Annotated in this window: 12 protein-coding genes; 5 read left to right on the top strand and 7 right to left on the bottom strand. The window is 66.5% G+C overall.

The window, feature by feature from the left end:
- Nucleotides 1–110: 110 nt before the first annotated feature.
- From dsr1 to H5U26_RS00490, 4 genes are all read right to left on the bottom strand, one after another.
- On the bottom strand, nucleotides 111–3899 hold the full coding sequence (dsr1, locus tag H5U26_RS00505; protein ID WP_290615634.1) for an anti-phage defense-associated sirtuin Dsr1: 3789 nt from the start codon (nucleotides 3897–3899) through the stop codon (nucleotides 111–113).
- Nucleotides 3900–4277, bottom strand: coding sequence for a hypothetical protein (locus H5U26_RS00500; protein WP_290615633.1), 378 nt, complete (start codon nucleotides 4275–4277; stop codon nucleotides 3900–3902).
- A gap of 288 nt (nucleotides 4278–4565) precedes the next feature.
- Nucleotides 4566–6203 carry an ATP-binding protein gene (locus H5U26_RS00495; protein WP_290615632.1) on the bottom strand — a complete coding sequence of 546 codons (1638 nt, stop codon included), beginning with the start codon at nucleotides 6201–6203 and terminating at the stop codon, nucleotides 4566–4568.
- 1110 nt (nucleotides 6204–7313) lie between these two features.
- Nucleotides 7314–7919 carry an outer membrane beta-barrel protein gene (locus H5U26_RS00490; protein WP_290615631.1) on the bottom strand — a complete coding sequence of 202 codons (606 nt, stop codon included), beginning with the start codon at nucleotides 7917–7919 and terminating at the stop codon, nucleotides 7314–7316.
- Between the two features lie 201 nt (nucleotides 7920–8120).
- Between H5U26_RS00490 and H5U26_RS00485 the strand changes: the two genes are divergently transcribed.
- The gene (locus H5U26_RS00485; RefSeq protein ID WP_290615630.1) at nucleotides 8121–8537 is read left to right on the top strand and encodes a carboxymuconolactone decarboxylase family protein; all 417 of its coding nucleotides are present in this window, start codon (nucleotides 8121–8123) and stop codon (nucleotides 8535–8537) included.
- A gap of 34 nt (nucleotides 8538–8571) precedes the next feature.
- Here H5U26_RS00485 and H5U26_RS00480 read toward each other — a convergent pair whose 3' ends face one another.
- Entirely contained in the window at nucleotides 8572–9243 is a 672-nt protein-coding gene (locus H5U26_RS00480) for an NnrU family protein (protein WP_290615629.1), read from the bottom strand.
- Nucleotides 9244–9366: 123 nt separating this feature from the next.
- Entirely contained in the window at nucleotides 9367–10320 is a 954-nt protein-coding gene (locus H5U26_RS00475; RefSeq protein ID WP_290615628.1) for a cation diffusion facilitator family transporter, read from the bottom strand.
- Nucleotides 10321–10637: 317 nt separating this feature from the next.
- On the opposite strand from H5U26_RS00475, the gene lipA reads away from it, so the two are divergent.
- From lipA to H5U26_RS00455, 4 genes are read left to right on the top strand one after another with little or no spacing between them, the layout of a single operon-like run.
- Nucleotides 10638–11615, top strand: coding sequence for a lipoyl synthase (gene lipA / locus H5U26_RS00470; RefSeq protein WP_366055855.1), 978 nt, complete (start codon nucleotides 10638–10640; stop codon nucleotides 11613–11615).
- A gap of 1 nt (nucleotide 11616) precedes the next feature.
- Entirely contained in the window at nucleotides 11617–12369 is a 753-nt protein-coding gene (locus H5U26_RS00465; protein ID WP_290615626.1) for a YdcF family protein, read from the top strand.
- Nucleotides 12366–12896 carry an NUDIX domain-containing protein gene (locus H5U26_RS00460; RefSeq protein ID WP_290615625.1) on the top strand — a complete coding sequence of 177 codons (531 nt, stop codon included), beginning with the start codon at nucleotides 12366–12368 and terminating at the stop codon, nucleotides 12894–12896. Before H5U26_RS00465 ends, H5U26_RS00460 begins: the two co-directional genes overlap by 4 nt.
- A 58-nt stretch (nucleotides 12897–12954) precedes the next feature.
- On the top strand, nucleotides 12955–13593 hold the full coding sequence (locus H5U26_RS00455) for a sulfotransferase family protein (protein WP_290615624.1): 639 nt from the start codon (nucleotides 12955–12957) through the stop codon (nucleotides 13591–13593).
- Between the two features lie 156 nt (nucleotides 13594–13749).
- On the opposite strand, the gene H5U26_RS00450 is transcribed toward H5U26_RS00455, so the two are convergent.
- Complete coding sequence (locus H5U26_RS00450; RefSeq protein ID WP_290615623.1) at nucleotides 13750–15204, bottom strand: helicase HerA-like domain-containing protein; 1455 nt, start codon at nucleotides 15202–15204, stop codon at nucleotides 13750–13752.
- Nucleotides 15205–15215 lie beyond the last annotated feature (11 nt).

The raw sequence follows: 15215 nt of genomic DNA, 5'->3' as shown, positions 1-15215 counted from the left end.
ATTCCCGCGAACCTGCGGGTAGGTAACTGTCTGGCATCGCTGGAGGGTTGCGGTTGGGGGCGCAGCTTTCCGGAGTTTCCGGAGAACTCGCGCCCGCCAAAGACACCACCTCATCCCCGGCCATGCTGGCGCAGGTATGCCATCAACCGTTCAAAGCGCGGGTCAGCCTCAAGTTGCGGCGCGGCTGTCCGTATCGCGTCAAGGCAAGCGCCGAGGTCGCTAGGCGGCCATTCGGCCTGATCCCCCGTCACCAGGCTGAGGAACTCGAGGGCTTGTTCAGGGAACCTGCCGCAAAGAGCGGCCTCATGAAGACGATGCACCAGGTAGTCGGGATGGGCCGGTGGTTGCAGCCAGGCGCGCAGCAGCGCCAAGGCTGCGGGGAACGCATCCTGTGCCGCCACGCACAGGCGGCCGAGGCTTTCGGCGATGGCGGGTGAAATATGGTCCCGGGTCTTGGGCCATATGGCGTGGAGGTATGGGACGACCCGGTTGGTCCAGTAGTCGGCCCGTTGATCGCCCGCGCCCTCCAGCGCGCTGACCAGAGCTTGCGCTGATTCGTGCAGACCGTCCGGCGGTAGTGAGCGTGTAGCGGCTGCCAGTTCTGGAATGGTGAAGGTGTCACCTGGGTCGAGCGCGGCGAATGTCAACAGCGATGCGTATTGCCCGTCGTGCTTGCCCAATACCGCATAGTGGCGCGCGGTGTCGAGGAAGGCCTGCTTGAGCATTTCCATCAGAGGACGGTACAGGCGCGGTGACCACAAGAAGCCTTCCCACGCCGCACGTGCTTCGGCTTCCGAGCGCTGCCAGTCGAAAAGCGGCAACAGGTGTCGCGTCGCCCAATCCCCGTCGATGCGGAACAACGCGATGACATGCGCTGCCAGCAATACGCGGCCATGCCGAAATTTGTCCATCCGGGTATCGCAAAGCTCGGTGAACGTGGGCTTGAGCTCCTCGGGCAAGCCTTGTCCATCATCCAGCGAGCGTCGATACCACCAGCGCAGCAGTGCCTCGGTGACGTGGCCCACGGGATGGTTGATGGCGCGCCTGACGGGGTCGTCGGTATCGGCGCTGTCTTGCTGATCCAGCGCCAGGATACGGCGAGCGAGCGTGAAGAAATGTGCTTCGTGGCCTTCGAAGGTCTTGGCGATGGACTGCAACCACCAGCCAACGCCGTGGGCGAGCGTTTGCAGCACATCGTTGGGCGCAGTGATCAACACCGGTGCCACGTAACGCCAGGAGCGCTTCAGGAGTTTTTCCTCTGACCAGGCTTGCAGGGCCTCGCGCCAACGATTCGTTGGCCAGACATCTTCCCCGGCCAAGGCGCACAAGGCGCAAACGGTCGTGGCAAAGTTGTCGCGACAGCGCTGTCGCCAGTCGTCTTCCCGCCAATGATCTGTGCTAGGTTGCTGCCTGAGCCACTCGATCAGTTCACGGCGACGACGCGGTGTGGTTACGAACTTGCGCCACTCGTCGCCGTCGCCCATCCAGTAAGGAAACTCATCGCGCTGATCCTCTGCCAGCCTCCACTCCGGATACTGTGCCGAAAGTGCCTGTAACCGCTCGCTGCTGTCAGCGCCCAAGGCTGAACCGCCCTCAGCCATTTTTGCCAGCCGCAGCCAGGTTTCATGTTCCACAATCCAGGTCCAGCTCTCGGGCTCGACGTCATCCTTGAACATGTCTCGCGGAGGCCCGGCGAGTACGGCTTGCTCCAGCTTTCGCAGCATTACCCCATTGAGGTGCGGCGCCAGCGCCACCAGCAGGCGCATGGCTTCCCGTTCGGTTTCCACTGACCACAGCCACCAGTGTTCGTCCGCCAGCAGCCAGTCGAGTGCTTGGCGACGGGGTATCACGTTGTCCTGTGCGGCGGCAAAGAAGGCGAGACGCCGGAACAGCGGATAGGGCGTGTGCCACCAGGACTGCGCGACCAGCGCTGCCCGTGCTGGCGACTGCGCCACTGTGGCCAGCCAAGCATCGCGGCTGAGGTCGATCAATGCAGTCCAGCCGTGGAAGCCCCGGTTCTGTGGGTGCTCCCTGATCGAGGGCTGACGTATGTAGGACAGGTCGCTTCTGTCCTCCGCGCTGCCGAGCTCGCGCATGAGATCCAGCGCATCGCGCAACAAGGCGGTGAAATCGGACAGCAGCTCCGGCAATGCGGCGGTCCAGCGCTCATCCTCGGGCAGATCGCGGAGGCTGGAATGGACGTGATCCGTCGACAGCACGATCTCCCATTCCACCAGATCCTTGATGCGCTCTGGCTCGCGGCTTTCGCCGTCCTCGGCTGTCAAGCGGAACGGCTCGTGCAACGATACGCGTGGTGTCAGCATCTCGCGCAGTTCCAGGCGCAGGGTAGCGGTAAGGCCATCGCGCTTGAAACGGTCGCGCCAGCGATACAGGTCGAAGTCGCGCAGCCTTGATTTGACGCGCCCAGTCAGCAGCAGTCGCCACAAGGTGCGCATCAACGGACCGGGGATCGCGTTGGGTGCGTTCGCGCGAATCCGTGCCAACTCCGCCGTGTTGCCCTCGCGCTCGAGTTTAGCCAACTCGTCCAGACGGCGTTCGATCAACCAGACCAGATCGTCATGCAGCCGACCGCCACGTTTGACCAGCCACAGCAACAGGTCCCGGTCGTCCAGATGACGGATCAGCCAGCGCGCCAGTTGCCACATCACTTTGTCCCAGCGACTGCCATGCGCGCCGGCATCGACCAAACACATCACCGGCGCCAGAGGATAAGGCGAAGGCCGGCGGGTCAGGCTGAAGGCGAGCTTGGCATCCACGGTCGTCTCGGGCGGGACGCCGAAGCGGCCCAGGTCGGCGTGTTGGTAGCGCTCCTCACTCAAGGGCTCCAGCCAATCCAGTGATGGCACCGGGTCATGTTCGGCAAAGCGTCTGGCCGGCAGGCCACCCGAATGGCTCAACGCCCACAACAGGCGGCCGACGAAGTCGTCTTGCCGGGTGCTGGCCAAGGGCCGGGCCATGGCGCACTCGACCACGATGCGCTCCTTGCCGCGCACGCCGTCGCGATAGGTTTCGGCCCAGGCGCGCAGGGTCTTGTGAAGATAGGCGTGCCTGTTGTGTTCGCGGTAGAGGATGGGCGTGACGTTCTTGGCCCGCCACTCGTTGGCGCGCTCATCCTCCTTGCCTTTGGTGTGACTGCCGAAGGCGAACATTTCCGGCGGCGATTCGCCGAGCAGGCGGTCGGCGGCCAGGGCATCCATCATGTAGCGCAGTACCGGGTCGTTGATGCTGTAGCCGACGAAGCACACGGTGTAGTTGCGAAACAGTTCGCTGACAAAACGCGCCGCCCAGCGCTCGGTGAGATAGGCCAATCCGAAATCACCGCTGGAGACGACCAGCCGATCCAGCTCGCTCGCGGTCGGCGTGGCGCTGAGCAGGCCGTGCAGATAGACCAGTCCGTCCCAACGGTTCTTCGGCACCGGCAGCAGCGGCGCCTGAAACCGCTCGATGGGCAGGGACTTCGCCGCAATCACCTCCTCGAACAGACGATCGAAGTTGGTGGTGACGAGGCGAGTGTGGCCGTTGCGGCACTTGCTCAGCGTCAGCAACGACTCGTGGGCCACCGTCGCGTTCGCGGCTGTGAGATCCGGGGTGAGGATTTCAGCGAGCGCCTTCCGAACAAGGGCCTCTTTGCGACGGCCGATGATGTTGTCTTCCAGTAAGCCGATGGCAGTGTCAAACTGTTTAGCCTTGATTGCCGCTTGCTGCACCGCGTTAGGCGTGGGGGCCAACGCAGCATAGAGTTCCTTCACCAGGCCATCAAAACCCGGCAAGCGCGCGGGGTAGGAGATGCCCGCCCCGCAGAAGAACACCACGTGCCCGTCCTCGTGCGCCTGCAGCAGGCGTTCCGGGATGTCGGGGCCGCGGCGGACGAACTGCACTCAGTGGGCCCCGCAGAACACGCGCTTGAGCGTCGCCGGGATCAGCGCTTCGTTGGCGTGGCGGGCTCGCAACGCGAAATGCAGGTCGTAGATCCGCACAACTCGAGATTGCTCGCGGCGCGGAGGCCAACCGTCCTGTTCGTGGGTCATCCCCTCTGCGGCACGGCGGAGAGGTGCGTTTGGCGCGGCGGTTTGGCGCGAGCCGGGCAGATAGACGCCGGTTGTAGCCAACGCCAGCTCGGCTCGACTAAGACAAAGGGGCCGTTCGGAATACATTCTCACGCCGAGTTCACTGCCTATCGGCTTTGAACCTATCGAGGTTTCCGCCGCTGAACCCGCGTAGCGAATCAGCGGCCTTTTTTTCTGGGCCGCGATCACGCGCCACCTCCCAGCAGACGGAGGCATGCTGCATGTGACCATGCCTTGCTGGCGTTCCCGCAGTGCGCCGACGCGTGATTTGATTTCGTTATGAAATTGGCGACTTGCTGAAAGCCTGCACTCATGCGTAAGTCCTGGAATGCGGGGGGGGCTGTGGTGCCGCTATCGACCACGAGACAACCATGGTGATCTATATAAGCCTTTGATTTGTTTGATCGTTGTGAGTTTATCGTCCACTTTCTATTGCCCGACCATGGCCGATAGGACGCAGCCTGTCCGATAGGCTTTTCATGACACCGCCCAGTAGCGTCGCCAGCGCTTGTCACCCGTAAAGCGCACGTCGCCCTTGTCGACCAGGCCGTCCAGCGCACGTTTGACCTGCCTGGGGTGGATTTCGCTGCCGATGCGCTGACGGATATCGCCGATGGCCGATTCTGGGTAGCGCTTCAGGTCTTCCAGAATCAAGGCCGCGAGCCGGTGCGGTTCGATCCGCTTCAGGGTCGTTTCCCCGGCGAAATCGAGATTGCGCAGTAGCCCCGGATCGACGAAATAGCGTGTGGCCTGCGTGCGGCCCGCGCTGCGTATCAGCTCCCATTCCAGCAGTCGCTTGATCCACGGTTGCAGTGCCTCGACCGTAGGCAGCTCCAACACAGCGGCCAACTCCCGGGCGGTCATGGCATCGTGCTGCGCCAGCAAGCCCAAGGCAATGCGTTCGCGCTGGGTGAGCTGGTAGGTCTGGTCCGCCTTGGCGATGAAGTCGATGACCTCGGGCTTGAGAATGCGGCGGCGTACCGTGACCTGCACGCGGTCGTGAGTTTCGATCAGCTCCGGCGCCGGGCGGCCCTGCGACAGCAGCACCTCAAAGATCTTGTCGAAGCCACTGCCTTCGCGCTCCATCAGCTTCAGATCGTGGAACAGACGGGCCAGATGTTCGTTGCGGCGCACGGTGGTGTGCAGCACGTTTTGCGGCGTGACGCCCAGCGGCAGCGGACCCGGGTTGACCACTTCCAGTCGATCCGGGTGCAGATTCAGGAAGATGTCGCCGCGCTGGGTGTAGGGACGATGCACCAGCGCGTTGACCAGAAGCTCGCGTACCACCACCTCGTCGAAGGCGGGCACGTTCTGGCGGTACAGGCCATCGGGCAATTCGTAGCGCTCGCGAAAATCAGGCACTTCCAGCCAGACGACCTCAATCAGCTCCATCGGATTCAACGTGTGGTCGTCCCACACCAGCTTGTTGACCTTCTGGCCGCGCTCGTCGTACTTGATGAACTGGATCACTGGGGCGGTGGTCAGCTGCGCACGTTGATGCTGCTGTCCCAGACAAAGGATGCCCAGGTGGGTCAGGTAGCCACCTTGCGCGAGCTGGTAATGATCGAGCAGTTCGTCATTGGACTTTTCCTTGACGGACGGCTTGACGCGGTCGGATGCCCTCAGCGCATTCACCAGCTTGCCGAGCTTGTCCGGATCGGTAGCTGATCTGGGCACCTGCAGCGTGGTCTGTGTTTCCCACGGTAGAGCCCCCCGCTCCGCCGCCAATCGGAGCACGTCGTCACCCGTGACAGGTTTGCTCTGGTCGGCCAGGCGCAGGAAGTAGCGGCCATCGGTGGTCGATGCCACCGCGATGGCCCGGGGAATGGCGAGGTTGATGTACTGACCGCCATTGGTTGCGGTAACGACATCCGGAAGCACGGCCACGTTGACGCAGCGCTCGGCAATCTTGCGCCTGATGGTGTCCGGAAGATCGGCAGGAATCCGTTGGCCTGCGGGTGGCTTGTTCTGGCCGTCCTCAATGCCGAGCAGCAAACGACCGCCCGTCGCGTTGGCGAAGGCGATGCAATCCTTGACCAGCTCGTTCCAGTCGGCGCTCTTGCCGGTCACGGACCGCAAGGATTTTTGGTCGAGGAGTTGGCCTTCCTGGCTCAAACGGCGCACTCCTGCTGACTTTTATTCATTCTCCTTCTCCATCAATCCAACACGATCAAGAATTCGGTGGCCAGTGCTTCCGGGCGCACGGCGCGGGTGTCTGGGCTCGTGGTGCTGCTTGACCAGGCCGTGGCGCTCCAGGTGACGCAGAGTGCGCAACACATTGCTGGCCGCGGGGCCGGACCACTCGGCCAGCTCCAGCACCGTGCGGGATTGGGTTGCAGCGCGCGCATCAGGCGCAGCAGCGCGCGGTTCTCGTCCGACAGCATGCACGCCAGCTGCCGCCGGGAATCGAACCAGACGGTGGGCGCGGGTTGTTGGCGTCATCGACTGCCCGACGGCCGGGCTCGGCCGGACGGATGCCTGTCACTGTGCGCATTTCTGGATTCCGCGTTGTGGTCCCGAGACACTATCAGGGAGGTGGCATCTGTCAGTGGCGGACCGGTTTTATTTTTACATATCAATACGCTAATCGCCTCGACCATTACCTCATTACGTCATTGCCGCCAGACTTGCCCTGTTGGGCCGTGTCCTCCGGCTGGGGGCATCGTTCCCGTGCCCGGCCACCCATTGGCATCGAGGGAGGGGAGCATTCCCGATACTCACCCTGTGTTTTTAGTGATGAACCGCCGGAAGCCGGAAAAATGGCGCCGTTGCGGGGTTTGCGCGTTACCCCTTGTTCGGGAACGGTTTTGACGGGAACGCTTGAAGCCCGCGCCGGCTTCAGGATTGGATCGAGCAGCTGCAGGTGGTCGCACAGTGCGATGTGTAGCGATTTGTCGGCCAATCGGTAGGCACAGCTGACGGCGCAGAGGCCACGCAAAACTCGCGTAAATGCGCAGTTCCGCCTTGCGACTAACAATGGAACAAAAAGAGACTTGGATAGCCGGAAATCGGCCCGGTGCGGCGCTTCTGGCAGGCCTGCGACCCGCCGGGCAGACGCCCGGGACTGCGCGCCAGGCGGGGATGTAAGAAAAAAAGGGCCTGGAGACTATCCAGACCTTTGGTGTTGGTGGTGGCGGAGAGTCCGGGGCAGAGGGTTCGGCGCAGGCGTCTGCACCAGCCCCGCGCGGGCATGGTGCAGACGCCATCGGCCGATGCGTCAATCCATCAGAACTGATACTGCAGGCCTGCTGTGGCCAGGTCGAGGTCGGCCTCGGCACGGTCACCATCCAGCTGGTAGCGGGTGTACTCCAGACGCAGACTGAGGTGCGGCACCAGGCCGACGTTCAGGCCCGCGCCGTACACCCAGTCATTACCGTCGACGTCGGCGTCGAAGCCGACTGGACCATCCGCCTTCGCATCCCACCACACCCGGCCGCCCTTGGCGTAGACCTCGAAGCGGTCTCCCAGCGGCGCCGCCAGCAAGGCCGTGGCGGTGTACCCGTGGCCGTCGATCTCGAAGCCGTTGTCCTCGTACTTGGGCAGGTCCAGGTAGCCGGCTTCCACGCCCAGCCAGGGCGTGACCATCACGCCGGCGAAGGCTTGCCAGGTGACGTGGTCGTCATCGAAGTCGCTCAGGTCGCCGGTGTTGACGTCGTTGTCGCGCACCTTGGCATCGTCGATCTTGGCGAAGCTGCCGCCGGCACCGACGTAGGCCTTGGGCCCCGTCCAGCCCTCGCCTTCGCTTGCAGCCAGGGCGGGTGCTGTCGCCAGGGTAGCCACGCCCAGGGTGCCGGTGGCGAGGATGGTTGACAAGAATGTTGCGCGTTTCATGGTGTGCTTGGACTCCTGATCTTTCGTGAGGGAAGGTAGGTCGTCGCCATGACGACAGCTTCTTCGATCGAAACGCCGGGGGGATAGTTCCATCGTCAGCGCCGGCGCGCGCAATGGCTGTGCGTCCGACTGCTTCGTGTCACAGTTGCGGCAGGTGCCCGGGTGGCGCCTTTGTCAGCAGAAAACGCACAGGAGAAACCCATGTCCGACAACGCCGATTACGTCAACGAAGTCCGCTACCAGATGGGCCAGGCCAAGATCGCCGAGTTTTCCAAGGGCCCGAGCGTGACCGATTCGGTCATGAACACCCTGAACAAGGTGGCGCCGCACATGGCGCGCCAGGCCATGGAGTTCGTGCTCGGTGACGTGCTGTCCCGCCCGGGGCTGGACCCCAGGACGCGCGAGCTGCTGAACGTGGCGGTGCTGACCGCCATCGGCGCCGAGCTGGAGCTGAAGCTGCACGCCAACGTGGCGCTGAACATCGGCTGCACGCGCGAGCAGATCGTCGAAGCCGTTTCGCAACAGGCGGTTTATGTCGGCTTTCCGACCGCCATCAACGGCATCAAGGTGCTGGAGCAGGTATTCGACGCCCGCGATGCGCAGGGCGTGAGCAACTGACGCGCCGCCGCGGGGCAGGGACGCCCCGCCGGCTTCACAGCGCCGACACCCCGAACCACGCCTGGTGGTAGACCAGCGTCAGCCCGAACAGGCCAAGGCCCACCGCCACGGCGATCCAGTTGATCTCGCCGGGCACCAGCCGGTTTCGCCCCTGCAGGATGGCGACGAACGGCAGGTAGGAGGTCTGCCGGGCGAAGCTTTCCCAGGCCGCGCCGAAGCGCTGGCGGTACTTGCGGTCCAGGTTCAGCGGCGCGATCAGGCCCTCGAACGCGAAGCTGCCGAACAGCAGGTGCGAGGCCCAGTCGCCGTTGACCAGAAAGTGCGCCAGGCCCCACAGGCCAAGCCCGAACAGGCCGGCGTGGCGGGTGATGCGCACGATGCCGCGCGCCTGCACCTGATCCGGCGGCACGGCGCCCAGCGTGGTGGGGTTTTTAGCCGTCACGCTGGCCGCGAGCAGGACGAAGGCCAGCGCCATCAACACCCAGCTCAGCGGCTTGAAGGCGGACGCCGTGCCCCAGGTTTCCAGATACGGCGCGTGCGCGTAGGCCCAGCCCATCCAGGCGATGCTGATGGCGATGATCAGCGCGAAGCCGGCCTTGAACGGCCCCTCGCCGGTGCGGGCGACGATGACAGCCCGCAGCGGGCTGCCCGAGACGATCCAGTGCATGCCCAGGAACAGCGCCGTGGCGGCGATGAGTGATTCCATGACATCTCCTCCCTGAGAGCCGGTCGCCCCGGACCGGCGTCCGGGCCATTGTGCCGCAGCGATACGGTGGTCGATGACGGCATCGGCGCCTGGGCTTGTCCGGCGTCAGGTGATCGGCTCGCTTCAGTGTGCGTCGCCGGCCCTGGGCTTGACCTGCGTGTCGTGACGATGCGGCGGCTGCATGCGCACGATGGGCGCGCCCGTGCGGTCGGCGATGCACGGCTCGAGCGTGGCGTGCTCCACGTTGAAACGCTCGCGCAGCATCTCGCGCACCCGCTGCTTGAGACGCTCGAAGGCGGCCAGGTCGTCCGCCTCCGGCACCAGGTGCGCCTCCAGCGCGCGGCGGTGCTCGTCCAGATTCCATACGTGCAGGTGGTGGATGTCGCGCACGCCCGGCGTGGCGCGCAGCGCCGCCACGATGGCGTCGTACTCCAGGTCGTCCGGCATCGCGCCCATCAGCAGGCGAACGGTGCGCGGCAGCAGCCCCGCGGCCTGATAAATGACGTAGCCGGAAATCGCCACCGTGATCAGCAGATCCGCCACCACGAGGTCGTACAGCAGGATCAGCGTGCCGGCCACGATCACGCCCAGCGACGCCAGCGCATCGCTCACGTTGTGCAGGAACGCCGCACGCACATTGAGGCTGTCCCGGGCGCCGCCGGCGATGATCCAGGCCGTCGCCGTGTCCACCGCCAGCGCCACGCCGGCCACGATCACCACCGGCCAGCCCTGCACCGGCGTCGGCGACACAAAGCGGCCGATTGCCTCGACCAGCAGATAACCGCCCACCAGCAACAGCGCGGTCACGTTGATCAGCGTCGCCACCAGCTCGGCGCGCTGGTAGCCGAAGGTCATCAGCCGGTCGGCCGGGCGGCGGGCGATCTTCTGTGCCAGCAGCGCAATGCCCATGGACGCGGCATCGGACAGGTTGTGCAGTGCGTCCGCAATCAAGCCCAGCGAGCCGGACACCACGCCGGCCGCCACCTGCACCACCGTCAGCAAGACGTTGATGGCGATGGCCGACGCCAGGCGCCGGTCGCTCAGCGGGCCGTGGTGGTGATGGTGGTCTGATTCCATGTGGGTGCCCGCAGACGCCGGGAGATTGAAGCAAAGTGGGCCGGGATAGGGCCCGGCGGCGCCGGGCGATCATCGCGCGTTTCGGCGCTTGCCTTGCCGCAAGCGTCGACGTATTCAACGCTTGGCGCAGGGCCGGGGCGCATTGCCACGATCAGCGACTGTAAGCTGCTGATCGTGTGAGCCATCGGAAAACCGTGGGAGCCCGGCTGCGCCGGGCGATCATCGCGCAGCGAAGCTGCGCTCCCGCAAGCTTTGTCGGTAGCGGGCGCTCGGCGATCCGGGATGGATTTATCCAGCGTTCCTCGAGGATTCTAGAATTGACTTCTTCCCACCCAGCAAGGAACGCCGCCGTGACCATTTCCCGCAAGCTCGGCCAGCGTGGCCTGGACAAGGTCTCGCGCATCCCGGTCAAGGTGGAGCCGGCCGCCGCGCCGCTGCGCAAGCCGGACTGGCTGCGCGTGCGCCTGCCGGCCAGCCCCAACTTCCAGCGCGTCAAGACCCTGCTGCGCGACAACGCCCTGCACACAGTGTGCGAGGAAGCGTCGTGCCCGAACATCGGCGAGTGCTTCAGCAAGGGCACCGCAACGTTCATGATCATGGGCCACAAATGCACCCGCCGCTGCCCGTTCTGCGACGTGGCGCACGGCAGCCCGGACCCACTGGACCCGAGCGAACCGGCGCACCTGGCCGATGCGGTGGCCAGGCTGAGCCTGAAATACGTGGTCATCACCTCGGTGGACCGCGACGATTTGCCCGACCGCGGCGCCGGGCACTTCGTGGACTGCATCCGCGCCGTGCGCGAGCGCTCGCCTGCCACCACCATCGAGGTGCTGGTGCCGGACTTTCGCCACCGCATCGACGTGGCGCTGGAGATCCTGGCCGCCGCGCCGCCGGACGTGTTCAATCACAACATCGAGACCGTGCCGCGCCTGTACGCGGCGGCCCGGCCGGGCGCCGACTACCGGGGCTCGCTGGACCTGCTCAAGCGCTGCAAGGCGCTGCTGCCGCAGCTGCCGACCAAGTCCGGCCTGATGCTGGGCCTTGGCGAGACCGACGAGGAGGTGCTCACGGTAATGGCCGACCTGCGCTCCCACGACGTGGACATGCTGACCATCGGCCAGTACCTGGCGCCGTCCGCGCACCACCTGCCGGTGCGCCGCTACGTGCCGCCGGACACCTTTGCGGAACTGGCCGCCCGCGGCCGGCGGATGGGCTTTGCCAACGTCGCCAGCGGCCCGCTGGTGCGCTCGTCCTACCACGCCGACCTGCAGGCCGCCGGGCACGCCGTGGCCTGAGATGGAGTTCTACGCCGTCAAGGTGCTGGCGGCGTTGCTGAAGCCGCCGGGGCTGTTCGCGCTGCTACTGCTGGCGGCGGCAGTGGCGGCGCGCCGGCCGCGCCTGGTGCGCGCCATCGGTGTTGTCGGCGCGGCCTTGCTGCTGGTGCTGTCGTGCGGCCGCGTCGCCGATGCGCTGCTCGATTCGCTGAGCCGCTATGCGCCGCTCGGCGTGCAGCAACTGCGCACGGCGCAGGCCGTGGTCATCCTGGGTGCGGGCGCGCAGCGGGGTCTGGCGGACTACGACGGGGCGACGGTATCGCCGCTGGCACTGGAGCGACTGCGCTACGGCGCCAGGCTCGCCAGGGAAGGCAAGCTGCCGGTCCTGGTCACCGATGGGGCGCTGGCCGGCCGCCGGCCGGGGGCCGAGCTCATGGCCGAAACCCTGCTCGACTGGGGCGTGCGGGCGCGCTGGGTGGAGGGCCGCGCGCTGACCACCTACGACAATGCCCGCTACGCACGCCAGATGCTGGCGGCTGACGGCATAGACCGCATTGCGCTGGTCAGCCACGCCTGGCACCTGCCGCGCGCGGCGGCGGTGTTCCGGCGCGTCGGTTTTACCGTGCTGCCGGCGCCGACGCTGGTGCCAGTCGAGCGCCGCTTCGATGCACTCGACTGGCTGCCCGATGCGACGGCGCTGGCGCGCTCGACGCTGGCGCTGCACGAGTATCTGGGCGGCGCCTGGTACCGCCTGCGTTACGGCGGCGACGCATGACGGTAGCGGTGCAACCGGCGGCCACCGTGGCACCGCTGCGCGACGGTGCGCACGGCCTTGAAGTGCTGCTGCTGCAGCGCAGCCCGGCGCTGGTGTTCGCGCCCGGCGCCTGGGTGTTCCCCGGCGGGCGGGTCGACGCGGGCGATCATCACCGTGGCGCCGACCTGGCGCCGCGGCTGGCGGCGGTGCGCGAGGCGGCCGAGGAAGCCGGCCTGCTGCTGAACCCCGACGCGCTGGTGGAAGTGGCCCACTGGACCACGCCGCCCGGGCAACCGCGCCGCTATGCGACCTGGTTCTTCGTCGCCGATGCCAACGGCTGCGGTGGCGTGCGCATCGACGATGTGGAGGCGGTGGACTACCGCTGGCTGCGTCCGGCCGACGCGCTCGATGCCGGCTGGCGTGGCCAGTTGCACCTGATCCGGCCGACAGTCGCCACGCTGCAGCAGTTGCAGGAGTTTGCCGACGTGGCGACGGCGCTGGCGGCCTTTGCCGGCCGGGCCATGCCCTACCATTCCCCGGACAGGTGACGCCCGGCGCGTCGGTCGGCGCCGGTCGTTGTGAGGTTCATTCAAGGAGCAAGCGATCATGGCCTTGCAAGTAATCGGCGCCGGCATGGGCCGCACCGGCACGCTGTCGCTGAAGGCGGCCCTCGAACAGCTCGGCTTTGGGCCGTGCTACCACATGACGCGCATCTTCGAGCACATCGAGCACGGGCCGATGTGGCAGCAGTTCGCCGCCGGCGCGCGCGACGACTGGGACAGCCTGCTGGGTGATTTCCGGGCCGCGGTGGACTGGCCGGCCAGCCATTTCTGGCGCGAACTGGCGGCGTTCTACCCGCAGGCGAAGGTAATTCTCACCGTGCGCGACGCCGCGCGCTGGTTCAACAGCATCGACAGCACGCTGTTTCGCTTCATGGCAGCGCCGGGAATGCCGGACGACGAGGCGGCCCGGCGGCAGATCGTGATGGCGCGCGACATCGTGCAGCAACGCATCTTCGCGGACCGCATCGGCGACCGGGCGCATGTGATCGAGGTCTTCGAGCGCCACAACCGCGCCGTGCAGGACGCCCTGCCGGCCGAGCGCCTGCTGGTGTATGACGTGGCGCAGGGCTGGGCGCCGCTGTGCGCGTTCCTGGGCGTGCCGGTACCGGACGCGCCATTCCCGCGCATCAATGCCCAGCAGGAGCTGCTGGACACGCACGCGCAGCGGTACCAGATCACATAAGGAAACGCTGCACAGAGGACTGTGGGAGGCCGGCTGCGCCGGGCGATCATCGCGCAGCAAAGCTGCGCACAAGGGTTTTCGGTTGCGGGCGCTGAAAAATCCAGGACAGATTTATTCAGATTCCCTACACGCGCCGGCGCTCCCCCACGCCCCGCGCTAGCGCCGACCGCCCAGCAACGAACCCAGCACGCCGCGCACCAATTGCCGGCCAAGCTGGCTGCCGATGGCGCGCAGGGCGCTTTTGGCGGTGGTTTCCAGCAGCGTGTCCGGCTCGCGGCGGCGGGGCCTCGGCGCCGATCCGGTGGACGGCGCCGGCGCGCCGGCATCGGCCGCGGCCGCCCGCGCCGCCAGCAGCTCGTGCGCCGATTCGCGGTCGACCGCCGTGTCGTAACGCCCGGCCAGCGGCGAGCGGGCCATGTGTTCGGCCCGTTCGGCCGGCGTGAGCGGGCCCAGGCGCGACTGCGGCGGGCGGATCAGCGTGCGCTCGACCGGCGTTGGCATGCCGCGCGCGTCGAGCACCGACACCAGCGCCTCGCCGATCGCCAGCTCGGTCAGCGTGCTTTCCACGTCCAGCCCCGGATTGGCGCGAAAGTTCTGTGCCGCGGCCCGCACGGCGGCGCGGTCCCGCGGCGTGAAGGCGCGCAGCGCGTGCTGCACGCGGTTGCCGAGCTGGCCCAGCACCGGGTCCGGAATGTCCTGCGGGTTCTGGCTGACGAAGTAGACGCCGACGCCCTTGGAGCGAATCAGCCGCACCACCTGTTCGATCTTTTCCAGCAGGGCCTTGGGCGCGGTGTCGAACAGCAGGTGCGCCTCGTCGAAGAAGAACACCAGCCGCGGCCGGTCGAGGTCGCCGACTTCCGGCAGCCGCTCGAACAGCTCGGCCAGCAGCCACAGCAGGAAGGTGGCGTACAGGCGCGGCCGGGGCATCAGCGCGGTGGCGTCGAGCACGCTGATCACGCCCTGGCCGGAGAAATCCGTGCGCGTCAGGTCGGCCAGATCGAGCGCCGGCTCGCCGAAGAACTGCCCGGCACCGTCCGCTTCCAGCACCAGCAGCTGACGCTGAATGGCCGCCACGCTGGCGCCGCTGAGGTTGCCGTACTGGCCGCGCAGGGCGGCCGAGTTGTCGGCCACCCAGGCCAGCAAACTGCGCAGATCCTTCAGGTCCAGCAACAACAGACCCTGGTCGTCCGCGACCTTGAACGCCGCGTACAGCACGCCGGTCTGCGTGTCGTTCAGTTCCAGCAGGCTCGCCAGCAGCAACGGCCCGAGGTCCGAGACGGTGGCCCGCACCGGGTGGCCCGCCTTGCCGTACAGATCCCAGAACACCACCGGGTTGGCGCGCGGCGCGTAGTCCCTGATGCCCAGCTCGGCCACGCGGGCCAGGATGCGCTTGCCCGGCTGCGCCGGCTGCGCCAGGCCGGACAGGTCGCCCTTCACGTCGGCCAGGAACACCGGCACCCCGGCCCGCGAGAAGCCCTCGGCCAGGGTTTGCAGGGTGACGGTCTTGCCGGTGCCGGTGGCGCCGGCGATCAGGCCATGCCGGTTGGCCATGCCGACCCGCAGGTCAACCGGGACGCCGGCGGCGCTGGCGCCCAGGGAAAGGGTCGTCACCGCGTGGGGCT

This window comes from Immundisolibacter sp., assembly GCF_014359565.1.
Taxonomy (GTDB): Bacteria; Pseudomonadota; Gammaproteobacteria; order Immundisolibacterales; family Immundisolibacteraceae; genus Immundisolibacter.
Note: the sequence above shows the minus strand (reverse complement) of the source record. Positions and strands in the feature narration are given on the sequence as shown.